This window comes from Rothia sp. SCPM-O-B-18226 (M350) (assembly GCF_058213595.1).
Genome location: NZ_JBYQJS010000003.1, coordinates 294,501 through 307,802, shown reverse-complemented (window position 1 = coordinate 307,802; position 13,302 = coordinate 294,501). Strand labels below are relative to the sequence as shown.

Here is a 13,302-nt window from a genome sequence, read left to right as displayed (position 1 = left end):
TCCTTTGAGTCGGCGGGCTCGACGGGTGAGCCCGGTGTTGCAGTTTCGATGCGGGCCGCACACCGCGCGAGGCACGCGCACAGCCACCGTCAAATATTGGCACCGAAGGGTATCGGGAACGCACAAACGCCCCGTACGTCCATTATACGGGTGCCTCATCGGGCACCGCCGAACGTGCGGGGCGCTTGTGGATAACGCGTGAGCTTAGCGGCCCGTCAGCTGCCAGGCGTCCTCCGAGCCCTCGTCATCGGATTCGTCGTAATAATCGGTAACCGGCTCCCCCGGATCCACCGCGTTCGCGTACGGGTCGGCCGCCGGGGGCTCCTCACCGCGAATACGCGCCAGGGTGGCCTGCAGGTCGTCGGGGCGGACCAGCACCTCGCGGGCCTTCGAGCCCTCCGAGGGGCCCACCACGCCCTGCGACTCCAGCAGGTCCATGATGCGTCCGGCCTTCGCGAAGCCCATGCGCAGCTTACGCTGCAGCATCGAGGTCGAACCGAACTGCGTGGTAATCACGATTTCGGCCGCCTGCAACAGATCGTCGAGGTCGTCGCCGATTTCCTCGTCAATCTGCTTCTTCGCGGCAGAGACCATCACGTCCTCGCGGTAGATGGTCGGGGCCTGCTTCTTCACGTGCTCAACCACGGCGTGAATCTCGGATTCGGAAACCCACGCACCCTGAACACGCATCGGCTTCGAGGCGCCCATCGGCAGGAAGAGCGCATCACCCTGACCGATCAGCTTCTCCGCGCCGGGCTGATCCAGCACCACGCGGGAGTCAGTGACCGAGGAGGTCGCAAACGCCATGCGGGAAGGAACGTTCGCCTTAATCAGGCCGGTCACCACGTCCACCGAAGGACGCTGGGTAGCCAGCACCAGGTGGATACCGGCGGCGCGGGCCAGCTGCGTGATACGCACGATGGCCTCTTCCACGTCGCGCGGGGCGACCATCATCAGGTCGGCCAGCTCGTCCACGATCACCAGCAGGTACGGGTACTCGTGAATCGTGCGCTTGCTGCCGGGCTCGGGCTGGACCTTACCCTCGCGCACCGCCTTGTTGAAGTCGTCCACGTGCTTGTAGCCGTAGTGGGCGAGGTCGTCGTAGCGGGCGTCCATCTCGCGAACCACCCACTGCAGGGCCTCGGCGGCCTTCTTCGGGTTCGTGATGATGGGCGTAATCAGGTGCGGAATACCCTCGTAGGCGGTCAGCTCCACGCGCTTGGGGTCGACCATCACCAGGCGCACTTGGTCGGGGGTTGCGCGCATCAGAATCGAGGTAATCATCGAGTTCACGAACGAGGACTTACCGGCACCGGTCGCACCTGCGACCAGCATGTGCGGCATCTTGGCCAGGTTGGCCAACACGAAGCCGCCCTCAACGTCCTTGCCCACGCCCATGACCATCGGGTGGTGGTTCGCGTGAGCCTGCGGGGAGCGCAGCACGTCGCCCAGGGCCACGGTCTCGCGGTCGGTATTCGGAATCTCAATGCCGATCGCGGACTTGCCGGGAATGGGCGAAAGGATGCGCACGTCCGGGCTGGCCACCGCGTAGGCGATGTTCTTGCTCAGCGCCGTCACGCGCTCCACCTTCGTGGCCGGTCCCAGCTCAATCTCGTAGCGGGTCACGGTCGGGCCGCGCGAGAAGCCGGTCACGTGGGCGTCCACCTTGAACTGCTCCAGCACGCTGGTGAGGGCCTCGACCACGTGCTCGTTGACCTCGGAGGATTCCTTGGCGGGCGGGCCGGAAACCAGCATCTCCTCCGAGGGCAGCACGTAGGCGCCGCGGGAGGACTGCACAACCTGCTCGCCACGAGCCTGCTCGGTGGTCGCGGTCTGGGTGTTGTTCTGCAGGGGGCGGGACAGGCCGCCGCCGGAGCGCGCCGCCTGCTGGGACGCGCCCTGGTTCGTACTCTGGTTTGCGCCCTGATGCGCGCCGGCCGAATGCATGCGGGTCGGAATCGGAGCCTGACCCGCGGCGGCACCTCGGCCGGCCTCCTGAGCGGGTGCGCCCGCGGGCGGAACCACATCGCGGGGCCTGGTCTGCGGGGCGGGCTCGGAGGGAGCCTGCTGCGAGGAGTCGCCGCCGAAACCATCGTAGGCTTCCACGTCGAAGAGGGGCTCCTCCCCCGGGATGCGGCCGTGCGCCACCGCGGCGCGCTGCACCTGATCCAGGCGGGCGGCGGGAGCCTGAGAGGCCTCCACGTCAAAGAGGTCGGGGCCGCTCGAAGCCGCGGCGGGAGCCTGGTTCAGGCGACCGGGCAGGCGACTCAGGCGGTTCGGCTTGGCGCCGGTGCGCGCGCCGGGAGCGGGGTTAGCGGGCTGCACGGGCATCTGGGTGGTCTCGGGGTGGGCATCGTCCACCACGGCGTTCACGAAGGCCTCGTCACCGGCGTACTCGTCGAGGGGGCCGTCATCGCCCTTGGAAACGCCAAAGCCCAGCCAGCCGCGCAGGCGCGCCATCAGGCCACCGCCCGAAGAAGAGGCTCGGGCCGGCTTCTCGTCGTCACCGTACAGGTAGCTGCGGTCGTGCTCCTCGGCGTTCAGGTCCACGGTCTGAGTTGCATCATCCGAGGAGGAGCGCTCGCGGGTGGTGCCGTTGGGCTTCTCGCCCAGGGCCAGGCCCACCAGGTGCCGGGTGCGGGGCACAATCTGGCGAATCGGGGTGTTGGTCATAACCAGCAACCCTGCGAGCGCCAGCAGCAGGTGAATCAGAATCTCCACCGCCGCGATACCTCCGCTCAGGCGAACGATGGGGGTGCCGAGGATTACTCCCGTGACGCCGCCTCCGGCCCATACGGCCTCGAAACCGTCCGCAAAGGTCGGGTGCCCGGCGTGGCGGGCGAAGAAGAGGGAGGTCGCAATCAGCAGAATCAGGGAGCCCAGAGTCACCCGGTTATTGCGTTTGACCAGGTCGGGGCCTCGGAAGACGCACCAGGCCAGCACGAAGCTGAGCACCGGAATCAGCAGGGCACCCTGGCCGAAGATGCCGCCGAGCATCGTGTGCCAGGCGTCCAGGGGCGCGCGCAGCAGACCGAGAGAGGTGTGGGCGCGCCAGTTGTACCACTCAACGCCGGCGCTGATGAGGCCGAAGAGCAGCAGTACGAGCGCGCCGCCATCACGACGCTGTTCGGGTTCCAGGTCGGTGCGCGCCGTGCCAATCGAGCGCACCGCGCCACCGATAGCGTGAGCGATGCTCAGCCAGACGGAGGCGATGGCGCCGGCGACAGGATTCGTCGCCTCGGCACCGCGACGGGCACCGCCCCTCGAGGAGGTGGTGCGCTTGCGGGTGGTTTTCTTTGACTTAGCGGTCGTACTACGACCCTTTGTGGTCCGTGGAGCCATACCTTTTAGAGTATCAACCTTCCCGTTAATCTAACGATTTCTTCGTTATCAGTGAGCGCAGCGGCTGCGATGGGGCGTCGCACGCGGGTGCTGGGCCCGCCGAAACCCGCCGAGCCCGGCCGGATGCGCAGGGGGCGGGGCCGACACTCGGTATCGACCCCGCCCCCTGCGTTTCAGGTAACCCGTTTCAGCCTCGGCCCGAAAGCCGATGCCACCTGCGGGAGGCGGCCGCGCTGATATTTAGTTCTTAGCGTCCGGAGAGGTGCTCTCGATGACCACGGGCACGATCATGGGCTTGCGGCGCAGGCGGCGAGAGATCCACGCGCCGATGGTGCGGCGCACAATCTGCTGCAGCTGCTGCACGGTGTGCACCTTCTCGGGTGCGCGGTGCAGTGCGTCTTCCAGGGCGGCGGTAATCTTCGGGACGATCTCGTCGAAGACGGCGTCGTCCTCCGCGATACCGCGGGCGTGGATGTCCGGGCCGGTCACCACGCGCTTGGTCGCGCGGTCAATCGCGGTCACGATGGACACGAAGCCTTCCTCACCCAGGATGCGGCGGTCCTTCAGGTCGCTCTCGGTCACCTCGCCGACGGAACGGCCGTCAACGTAGAGGTACTCGCAGGGAATCTCGCCGACCACGGTGGCCACGCCGTCGCGCAGATCCACGACGGTGCCGGACTCGCAGAGCAGCACGTTCTGTGCGGGAACGCCGGTCTCAATCGCCAGGTCGCCGTTGGCAATCAGGTGGCGCACCTCGCCGTGAACGGGCATGACGTTCTTGGGCTTAAGGATGTTGTAGCAGTACAGCAGCTCGCCGGCGGCCGCGTGGCCGGACACGTGAACCTTCGCGTTGCCCTTGTGCACCACGTGGGCGCCCAGCTTCATGAGGGCGTTGATGATGCGGTACACGCTGGTTTCGTTACCGGGAATCAGCGAGGAGGCCAGCACCACGGTGTCGCCCGGCTCAATCTGAATCTTGTGGTCGCCGTTAGCCATACGCGAGAGCGCTGCCATGGGCTCGCCCTGCGAACCGGTGCACATCATCACGATCTGGTCGGGGCGGTAGTCGTCGACCTTCTTCAGGTCCACGAGCACGTTGTCGGGCACCTTCAGGTAGCCCAGCTTCTCGGCGATGGTCATGTTGCGCACCATGGAGCGGCCCACGAGCACGACCTTGCGACCGCGTTCGGCGGCGGCGTTCAGCACCTGCTGCACGCGGTGCACGTGCGAGGAGAAGGAGGCCACGATGATGCGGCCGCGGGCGTCACGGAAGACGTTTGAGAGCACCGGGCCGATGTGCTTCTCGGTCGGGGTGAAGCCGGGAACCTCTGCGTTGGTGGAGTCCGGCAGGAACAGGTCTACGCCCTCCTCGCCCAGGCGGGAGAAGTGGCGCAGGTCGGTGATGCGGCCGTCCAGCGGCAGCTGGTCCATCTTGAAGTCACCGGTGTGCAGAACCTTGCCTGCCTTGGTGCGGATGTAGACGGCCAGCGCATCCGGAATCGAGTGGTTCACTGCCACGAACTCGCACTCGAACGGGCCGAAGCGCTCCACCTGGTGTTCCTTCACCGCGAGGGTGTAGGGCTTGATGCGGTGCTCAGCCAGCTTCGCCTCGACCAGTGCCAGGGTCAGCTCGGATCCGACCAGGGGGATGTCGGGGCGGCGACGCAGCAGGTAGGGAACGGCGCCGATGTGGTCCTCGTGACCGTGGGTGAGCACCATGGCGACCACGTCGTCCAGACGGTCGACAATGTAGCTGAAGTCGGGCAGGATCAGGTCCACGCCGGGCTGGGACTCTTCGGGGAAGAGCACGCCGCAGTCGACAATCAGCAGCTTGCCGTTAATTTCGTACACGGTCATGTTACGACCGACTTCGCCCAGGCCGCCCAGGGGCACAACGCGCAGGGTGCCCTTCTTCAGGCGGGGAGGCAGGGGAAGATTCGCTTCAAAGACGCTCATCGTGTGTCTCCTCTTTCTATTTTCTTACTATCTGTTGTGTCGTGATTCGTTCGAGGGGCTCAGGCGCCGGGCCTTAGCGTGCGGGCCTGCGTTCGCATCCTCGTTCGTCACGGGAAGTCTAGTGATATGCGTTCCGGGGCGAGTTTCGCTCCGAATACGGGTCTGGAGTGTTCCAAATGTTGTGGAGTTTCCGGGGATTCCGAGTGTTCCGGGGTTTCCGTGGGTTACGCGACGTGTTTCTGCGGCCTATCGGTGCCGCGGCGGGTCATGGTCGTTTCGGACACCTCGGGAAATACGCCAGAGCGGACCCCTCGCCGTCGTAACGGCGAGGAGCCCGCGTTGGGGGCCGCGTTCCACGCGTGCTGAAAGCATACGTCACGGTAATTCGCTATGAGCGGCCAAATTACCGCGTGGGCGGCCAAAAGTCTCTCTTAACCTGCTTCACGCCGCCCGGGAACACTAGCCCGGACGTATAAAAGAAGCTAAATAAAAGTTTATGCGTTTTTCAGGGTGTGGGCAAGGCTGGAGGTCATCAGGTCCTCGCGCATGGCGGCCAGCACCTCCGGTTCGGAGAGCACGTGCGGCAGGCGAACGACCGGCTGGCCCAGCACGCCCTGCCAGGCGAGAATCTCCTTGGCGGCCACGCAACCGGGGGCGCGACCCATGGTGGCGCGCACGATCGGAGCCAGCTCCAGGTGCAGGCGCTGCGCTTCCACGAGGTCCTGGGCCACCACCGCGTCAATGAGCGCGCGGAAGAGGTTCGGGGCCACGTGCGCGGTCACAGACACCAGGCCGACGGCACCCATCGCCATCCAGGGCAGGGTCAGGCCGTCGTCGCCGCTGTAGTAGTGCAGATCGGTGGTTGCCATGACCTCGGTTGCGGCACCGAAATCAGCCTTGGCGTCCTTCACGGCGACGATGCTGTCAATCTCGGCCAGGCGGCGGTAGGTTTCGGGGGCAATCGGGATGCCCGCGCGGCCCGGGATGTCGTAAAGCATCACGGGAGTGTCGGTGGCCTTGGCCACGGTGGAGAAGTGGGCGTACACGCCCGGCTGAGTCGGCTTGTTGTAGTAGGGGGTCACGACCAGCAGGCCGTCCACGCCGACCTTCTCTGCACGGTGGGCCAGCTCAATGGTGTGCGCGGTGTCGTTTGAACCCACGCCGGCAATGATCTTGGCGCGAGAGCCGACGGTGTCCTTCACAATTTGGAAGACGCGCTCGTTCTCGTCGTCGGTCATGGTCGAGTACTCGCCGGTGGTGCCGCAGACCACCAGGCCGTCGTGACCGTTATCGACCAGGTAGTTCGCCAGGTCTGCCACCTGCTTCTCGTCCACGGAGCCGTCCTGCGCGAAGGGGGTGACCATCGCGGTCAGCAGGCGGCCGAAGACGGGCTCAACAAAGGTGCCGGGGTTAGATAGGTTCTCAGACATATTTCCAGGGTACCCCCGAAATGCAGGTTTTTACTACATAACGCATAAATTTTCATATAGTGTCGCGCGGCACCCCCCCTCCCCCCGCACGCCGCGGTGGGTTCCCGAGGTGCCTCCCGCGGGCCCCGGCCCGATAGACCGCCCAGGCTCGCCGAACTAATACTCATACGGCAAAAGGGCCGCCCCGGGTACTCTCCCGGCGCGGCCCCTCAACCCTCGGGAGCGCAACCGCTCCTCCCGATGCTTCTAACGCATTTCCTTCGCGGCGCCACCCGAGCGCAACGACCACGCGTTACGCATCGCCGCGCGGGCGCGCTTGCGCTCGCCCACCGCATCGTACATGCAGGCCAGGTTGAACCAGGTCTTCCAGTTCTCAGGCTCCTGCTCAACCGCCGCCGCGAAGGACTCAAACTCCGCCGCGGCCGCCTCGCGGTCCACCTTACCGCTCGGGGTGCGCGGCAAGTTATCCTCCGCCAAGTCCCCCGAATCGGACAGCTGCTGAGCCATCATCTGAATACGCGTTCCAAAGAGAATCTCACGCACCAGGGCCCACGCGCCGAGCACGGGCAGCAGAATCATGCCGAGCCCCAGCACCACGCCGGCCACCGAGCCCGAAAGGAGCAGGGACACGCCACGATCGGCCGTGTACACCAGGTACAGCACCAGCAGCGTGCAGGTCAGCGCGGCGAAGGTCTTGCCGAACCCGCCGGCATCCACGGTCACGAAGACCGCGCTAAAAATCAGCACGCCCAGGATGAAGGCGCGCACCACGATGGGTAGCGGCAGGATGAGCACCGTCACCACCAGCAGAACGCACGCGCACGCCGTCCACAGGCGCAGCGAAGCCCACCAGGGGCCGCGGCTTCGCGCCTCGGCGGGAGCCGGCGAACCCTCGGAAGAAGTCTGTTCAGACATCGTGCCCTCCTAAGACAGGTCCATGTAGGCGTCCAGGCCCACGCTCAGGCCCGGATGCGCCGCCACCTCGCGCACACCCAGCAGCACGCCGGGCATGAATGAGGCGCGGTCGAAGGAATCGTGGCGAATCACCAGCTGCTGGCCGGGGTCGCCCAGCAGAATCTCCTGGTGAGCCACCATTCCGCGCAGACGTACCGCGTGCACGTGCACGCCGTCCACCACCGCGCCGCGCGAACCCAGCGGATCGGATGTCGTGGCGTCCGGGCTCGGACCCACGCCGGCCTCGGCACGGGCGGCCGCCACCTTGCGGGCCGTGTGAACCGCGGTGCCGGAGGGGGCATCCACCTTGTTCGGGTGGTGAATCTCAATGATTTCAACCGAATCGAAGTAGCGGGCGGCCTTGGCCGCAAACTCGGTGGCCAGAATCGAACCGATCGCGAAGTTCGGGGCAATCAGTACGCCCACGCCGGGGTGCTCGCCCAGCAGCTCGCGCAGGGAGTCCAGGCGTTCGGGGGTCCAGCCGGTCGTGCCGACCACCGCGTGCATGCCGTGCTCAACCGCGAAGCGAACGTTGGCCTCGCTCGAATCCGGAACGGTCAGGTCAATCACGATTTCGGCGCCGGAGTCGACCAGCTCCTGCAGGTCGTCACCGCGGCCCAGGGCCGCCACCAGGTCCATATCCTCGGCGGTGTTGACGGCGCGAACCGCCTCCGACCCCATGCGGCCCGCGGCCCCAAGAACCGCTACCTTCCAAATCTTCTCGCTCATGCGCTCTCCTCGCTTCTTCCTGGTGGCTTCTTCCGTGGCGGTAGGCCCGTTGTGGGGCGGCCCGTCACCATTTCTTCTCCTCCATTATCGCCGATGCGCTACCGCGCGACCCTCCGGGGCCTCTTCTCGTCTCTCGGCCGGCCTTCCCGGAGCGCCCGCTCGCGCCCCAATCCCGGCGCTGACGTGCTGGCTCTCGGCGCCATATAAGAATCCCACTACGTCATCTAATGGAATCAAACCTATAATAGGTTGGTATTTAATTTTCAATCCGTCCCTCGGAGTACACAGACCGTATGAAGTCCCTCTTTACCTCCTCTGTACGCCCATATGAAGCAAACCGGCGTTATATTCTGCCTGGTTTGGACGGTTTGCGCGCCATCGCAGTGCTCCTGGTGATCGTGTACCACTTCTGGCCCACGGTCCTGCCCGGCGGCATGATTGGCGTGGATATCTTCTTCGTCATCTCGGGTTTTCTCATCACTTCGCTCCTGCTGCGCGAGGGTGCGCTGAACGGCCGCATCGCGCTCGGTAGCTTCTGGATTCGCCGTGCCCGCCGTCTGCTGCCGGCCATCGCCCTCATGATTCTCGTGCTGGGTCCCGTGAGCCTCATCGTTGGCGGCGATATCCAGGTCAACCTGGGCCGCCAGCTGCTGGGCGCGGCAACCTTCTCCTCCAACTGGATTTCCATCTTCGCCGGAAACGACTACTTCGCGCAGACCTCCCCGGAGCTCTTCACGAACTTCTGGTCCCTGGCGGTGGAAGAGCAGTTCTACGTGGTCTGGCCGCTGCTCATTGTTGGTTTTGGCCTGTTGTTGCGCCGTTCGTGGCGTCGTTTTAGCGTGGTCATGGTGTTGGGCATTATTGCGTCACTGAGCGTTGCTACCGCTCTTCTGATGTCCGGCGCACCCATTAGCCGCGTCTACTACGGCACCGACACTCACCTGTACGGTCTGCTGCTCGGCGCCCTACTGGCGTTTGCGCGCCCCTGGTCGCTGTACCCGCCGTTGCAGCAGTCCGTGCTGTACCGCGTGGCTCAGCCCTTTGGCGTGGTTGCTTTCGCCCGCGTCATGATTAGCTGGCTGTCCCTGTTCGCGCTGATTCCCTACGCGGTTCTCGTGCCCGAATCGGCACCCGGTGCAATCCCCTGGGGCCTGTTCGGCGCTTCCCTGCTGGCTCTCGGCGTGATTCAAGGCATGCTGCCCGATATGCTTGCCGGTGCCTCCGAGGCCCTGCGCCGCCTGCTGAACTTTGCGCCCCTGCGCTGGGTGGGCGAACGCTCCTACGGCCTGTACCTGTGGCACTGGCCGCTGGCCGTGGTCATGCACTACGTACTCGGCGCGGACCGCTCCCCGCTGGTGAACGTCGGCGTGCTGGTGGCGACCTTCGCCATCGCCGAGATGTCCTACCGCTGGGTTGAGACCCCGATTCGACGCCACGGCTTCCGCGGAAGCGCCAACCGCGTTATCGCCTCCTTCCAGAACGCCACTGTTAAGGCCCTGCCCATCGCTCTGACCCTGCTCGTGATTGCGGCCGCCGGTGCAACCGGCGTGGCCGTACGCACCGCGCCGGCCATGACCACCGCCCAGCAGTCCGTTGAGGACGGCAAGCGCGCCGCGGCCGAACGTCTGAAGGCCCGACAGGAGGCGCGCGCCAGCGCCTCCGCGAGCGCTTCGGCCAACCCCACGGCCAAGGACGGAAAGGATGCGAAGGCCACCGCCTCAGCAAGCGCCTCGGCCTCCCAGGAGGCCACCGGCCCCATCGACTCCTCACAGGTGACCGTCGTGGGTGACTCCATCGTGGTGGCGACCTCCCCCGATCTCTACGACAAGATGCCCGAGGCCCAGATTAATGCGGCTGAGGGACGCACCATCGCTAACGCGCTGCCCATTATTAAGTCCATGGGCGCCAACGGTCAGATTCGAAAGACCCTGGTGCTGTCGGTGACTGCAAACTCGACCATTCTGGACGGTCAGCTCGATCAGGTGCTGGCGGCCATGCCCGCCGATTCGAAGCTGGTGCTCGTGACCGGTTACGGCCCGCGCAACCTGAGCTGGATCGAGTACTCGAATACGAAGATTCGAGAGTTTGCTTCCCAACATTCCGACCGCGTGATTATCGCGGATTGGAACTCGGCGATTCGCCAGGCCCTGCAGACCCAGAGCGGTCTGCTCGCTTCCGACGGCGTGCACCCCGAGGCGGCCGGCCAGGAGCTCTACGCCCGGGTCGTGGAGCAGGCCATCGCCAAGGCACAGAAGAAGTAGCGGCGTCGCAGCCACAAAGCGCAAGTACTCGCGTCGAACCGGCTGGCCCGGTGACGCTAACCCGGTGACGGTTCTGACGCGCTGAAAGGCCCGTTGGTCACTCTCATGAGAGTGACCAACGGGCCTTTCGATTTCCCGTAGCTCTATTTCAAACGACAAGGGGCCAATGCCCCGCACGAGCTACCGCACGATGGTCGTAATCATCCGCTGCTCACCCAGGAAGGCGGCGAGATCGCGTACCTCGTCGAGGGAGACGGCGCGAATCTTCTCCAGCAGCTCGTCGGTGCTCGTGAACTGGCCAGAATCCATCTCCGCGCGGCCCAGGCGGGACATGCGCGAGCCGGAGTCCTCGCTGCCGAGCACGGTGGAGCCGGCCAGCTGACCGCGCACCTTCAGCAGCTCCTCCTCGGTGATGCCGGCGGCCGCGAGCTTATCGAACTCGTGGCCCATGACCTCGCGCACCTGCTCAGTCTTGGCAGGCAGGCAGCCGGCGTACATGCCGAAGTAGCCGGCGTCCGAGTAGGCACCGGAGAACGCGAAGGTGCTGTACGCCAGGCCGCGCTTCTCGCGGATCTCCTGGAACAGGCGTGAGGACATGCCCGCACCAAACGCGCTGGTCAGCACGCTCAACGCGTAGCGGCGGTCGTCGCCCGCGATGATGCTCGGGCAACCCATCACGATGTTGGTCTGCTCAAAGCCCTTCTGCACCTCGCGCAGCTCGCTCAGCGGTACGATGCCGCTGTCGGTACGCACACGGCGCGGCGCGGGGGCCACGCCCTCCCGCAGGTCCCAGCCGTAGCGGGTGAGCGACTCCAGCACGAGGCGAACCATGGTGCTGTGCTCCAGGGAACCGGCGGCGGAAATCACCAGGCGATCCGGGGTGTAGTAGCGCTTGTAGTGCTCCCACACGGCGTCACGCGGGACCGCCTGAATCTCCTCGGGGGTGCCGCCGATGGGGCGTCCGAGGGGGTTGGCGCCCATGAGCTGCTCCACGAAGTTCTCGAAGGCGACGTCGGTCGGGTCGTCCTGATCCATCGCGATTTCTTCGAGAATCACCCCGCGTTCCTGCTCCAGGTGGGCGGGATCAAGCAGGGCGTTGGTCACCATATCGGTGATGACGTCCACGGCCATGGGCGCGTCGTCGTCGAGCACACGCGCGTAGTAGCAGGTGTGTTCTTTGGCGGTCAGCGCATTGGATTCTCCGCCCACCGCGTCGAAGGAGGACGCAATGTCGAGCGCCGTGCGGGTACCGGTGCCTTTGAACAGCAGGTGCTCCAGAAAGTGCGTGGAGCCGAGCATGCCGGGAGCCTCGTCACGCGAGCCCACCCCCACCCAGAAGCCGATGGACACGCCGCGCGTGCCGGGCATCTTCTCGGTGATGACGCGCACGCCACCGGGCAGGATGGAGCGGCGCACCTCGTTGCCGCCCGCGCCCTCGTAGATGAGGCGGCCACGCTCGTAGTCGAGCTCCTCGGCAATGGCGTCAAGCTCGACGGGCAGGGAAATAGACATTCAGTGTCCTTCGATGTGAGTTCGGTTAGCTAATCTTTTGTTCGATGGGACGCGGCAGGGTAAAGAGCGGAATCCGGAGCTTTCGTGCGCAGTACCCCAGCAGCAGCGAGGCGAGGATCGCAAAGATCGTACCGCCCACCAGGAACAGAGGTACCGAGAAAAGACCAGACTTCGTCAGTACGAAACGGAAGGCGGCACCGCACACGATGTGCGCGATAAAGATTTCCAGGGAGTGGCGTCCCAGGTAGGCGAGCCAGCCGCTCCACGGAACCCGAGCCAGCAGGTAGGAGAGCGAGAGCACCGTCAGCGAGGATATCACCGTCGCAAGAATACCCATAGCTACCGCACCAACATCATTCGTGAAGTAAGGAATGACGGTAGGCGGAGTAGCCTGAATGTTCATCAGAAGGTAGATGTAGTCGAACAGGCCAACAGCAACGATACCCGCGTGAGCTGCCAAGGGAATGGAGCTCATAATGCGTTGGAATCGTTCATGGCCAAGCGCCACACCAACGAGGAAGAAGAAGAGTAGCGAAAGGCCCTGAGTACCGACATACTCGCCGATGTACCCCCACGAGGCAAGCGCAAGAATCGCTGAGCCAGCAATCGTTAGGGCAGCGATAGCGTTCTTCTGCCATACTCGCGTCACCACAGCAATAATGGTGACAATCATGAGCCAGGGGAAGAACCAAAGCTGACCTTCGGGCTTCCACAGCTCCAGCAGGCTCATAACAGTCGTCTTATCGGAAGAATTAGACGGAAGTACAAGCTTCATACCCACCTGTAGAACCTGCCAAATGACGTACAGGTATCCGAAGAGAACCAGACGTTTCGTCAGGTACGAGGAGGGGGTAGTCTTCAACGCTCCTCGCGACACGAACAGGCCGCTCAGGAAGGCAAAAACTACCAGGTGCCAAAAATAGACACCGTAGTCAAGAACATATTTATAGGGGCGGAAGGCTTCCGTCCCCAGTCCAGATGCCCACATCCCTCGATGAATGTGCCCAAACACAATTGCAATGATTGCGATGCCTTTAGCAATATCAATTGTGCTGTCACGTCGTGTCAACATTCGCTCACTTTCCTTCCAGTGCAAGAGAAATATATTAATCTTATCC

8 protein-coding genes are annotated in these 13,302 nt (G+C 64.6%); 1 reads left to right on the top strand and 7 read right to left on the bottom strand.

Features of this window, described 5'->3' with window-relative positions; translation table 11 throughout:
• Nucleotides 1-204 precede the first annotated feature (204 nt).
• From AC3E6W_RS06815 to dapB, 5 genes are all read right to left on the bottom strand, one after another.
• Nucleotides 205-3,342: a DNA translocase FtsK gene (locus tag AC3E6W_RS06815; protein WP_049344402.1), complete on the bottom strand. Its 3,138-nt coding sequence runs from the start codon at nucleotides 3,340-3,342 to the stop codon at nucleotides 205-207.
• Between the two features lie 240 nt (nucleotides 3,343-3,582).
• Entirely contained in the window at nucleotides 3,583-5,298 is a 1,716-nt protein-coding gene (locus tag AC3E6W_RS06810) for a ribonuclease J (protein WP_371556028.1), read from the bottom strand.
• 494 nt (nucleotides 5,299-5,792) lie between these two features.
• Nucleotides 5,793-6,728, bottom strand: a complete 936-nt coding sequence (gene dapA, locus AC3E6W_RS06805; RefSeq protein WP_049344398.1) for a 4-hydroxy-tetrahydrodipicolinate synthase — start codon at nucleotides 6,726-6,728, stop codon at nucleotides 5,793-5,795.
• A gap of 246 nt (nucleotides 6,729-6,974) precedes the next feature.
• Nucleotides 6,975-7,643: a hypothetical protein gene (locus tag AC3E6W_RS06800; protein WP_490652677.1), complete on the bottom strand. Its 669-nt coding sequence runs from the start codon at nucleotides 7,641-7,643 to the stop codon at nucleotides 6,975-6,977.
• A 9-nt stretch (nucleotides 7,644-7,652) separates the two neighbouring features.
• On the bottom strand, nucleotides 7,653-8,411 hold the full coding sequence (gene dapB / locus AC3E6W_RS06795) for a 4-hydroxy-tetrahydrodipicolinate reductase (protein WP_049332771.1): 759 nt from the start codon (nucleotides 8,409-8,411) through the stop codon (nucleotides 7,653-7,655).
• Nucleotides 8,412-8,704: 293 nt separating this feature from the next.
• Here dapB and AC3E6W_RS06790 point away from each other — a divergent pair, with 293 nt between their 5' ends.
• Entirely contained in the window at nucleotides 8,705-10,672 is a 1,968-nt protein-coding gene (locus AC3E6W_RS06790; protein ID WP_294617021.1) for an acyltransferase family protein, read from the top strand.
• A gap of 180 nt (nucleotides 10,673-10,852) precedes the next feature.
• Here AC3E6W_RS06790 and AC3E6W_RS06785 read toward each other — a convergent pair whose 3' ends face one another.
• The gene (locus AC3E6W_RS06785; RefSeq protein WP_294647762.1) at nucleotides 10,853-12,184 is read right to left on the bottom strand and encodes a M16 family metallopeptidase; all 1,332 of its coding nucleotides are present in this window, start codon (nucleotides 12,182-12,184) and stop codon (nucleotides 10,853-10,855) included.
• Nucleotides 12,185-12,209: 25 nt separating this feature from the next.
• A complete protein-coding gene (locus AC3E6W_RS06780; protein ID WP_049344388.1) occupies nucleotides 12,210-13,256 on the bottom strand; it encodes an acyltransferase family protein in 1,047 nt (348 codons plus the stop codon).
• Nucleotides 13,257-13,302 lie beyond the last annotated feature (46 nt).

What these genes read in the sequence shown, in the direction of transcription:
- AC3E6W_RS06810 (WP_371556028.1), bottom strand. Translation starts at nt 5,298, where the DNA reads ATGAGCGTCTTTGAAGCGAATCTTCCCCTGCCTCCCCGCCTGAAGAAG.
- AC3E6W_RS06780 (WP_049344388.1), bottom strand. Translation starts at nt 13,256, where the DNA reads ATGTTGACACGACGTGACAGCACAATTGATATTGCTAAAGGCATCGCA.
- AC3E6W_RS06815 (WP_049344402.1), bottom strand. Translation starts at nt 3,342, where the DNA reads ATGGCTCCACGGACCACAAAGGGTCGTAGTACGACCGCTAAGTCAAAG.
- dapB (WP_049332771.1), bottom strand. Translation starts at nt 8,411, where the DNA reads ATGAGCGAGAAGATTTGGAAGGTAGCGGTTCTTGGGGCCGCGGGCCGC.
- AC3E6W_RS06790 (WP_294617021.1), top strand. Translation starts at nt 8,705, where the DNA reads ATGAAGTCCCTCTTTACCTCCTCTGTACGCCCATATGAAGCAAACCGG.
- dapA (WP_049344398.1), bottom strand. Translation starts at nt 6,728, where the DNA reads ATGTCTGAGAACCTATCTAACCCCGGCACCTTTGTTGAGCCCGTCTTC.
- AC3E6W_RS06785 (WP_294647762.1), bottom strand. Translation starts at nt 12,184, where the DNA reads ATGTCTATTTCCCTGCCCGTCGAGCTTGACGCCATTGCCGAGGAGCTC.
- AC3E6W_RS06800 (WP_490652677.1), bottom strand. Translation starts at nt 7,643, where the DNA reads ATGTCTGAACAGACTTCTTCCGAGGGTTCGCCGGCTCCCGCCGAGGCG.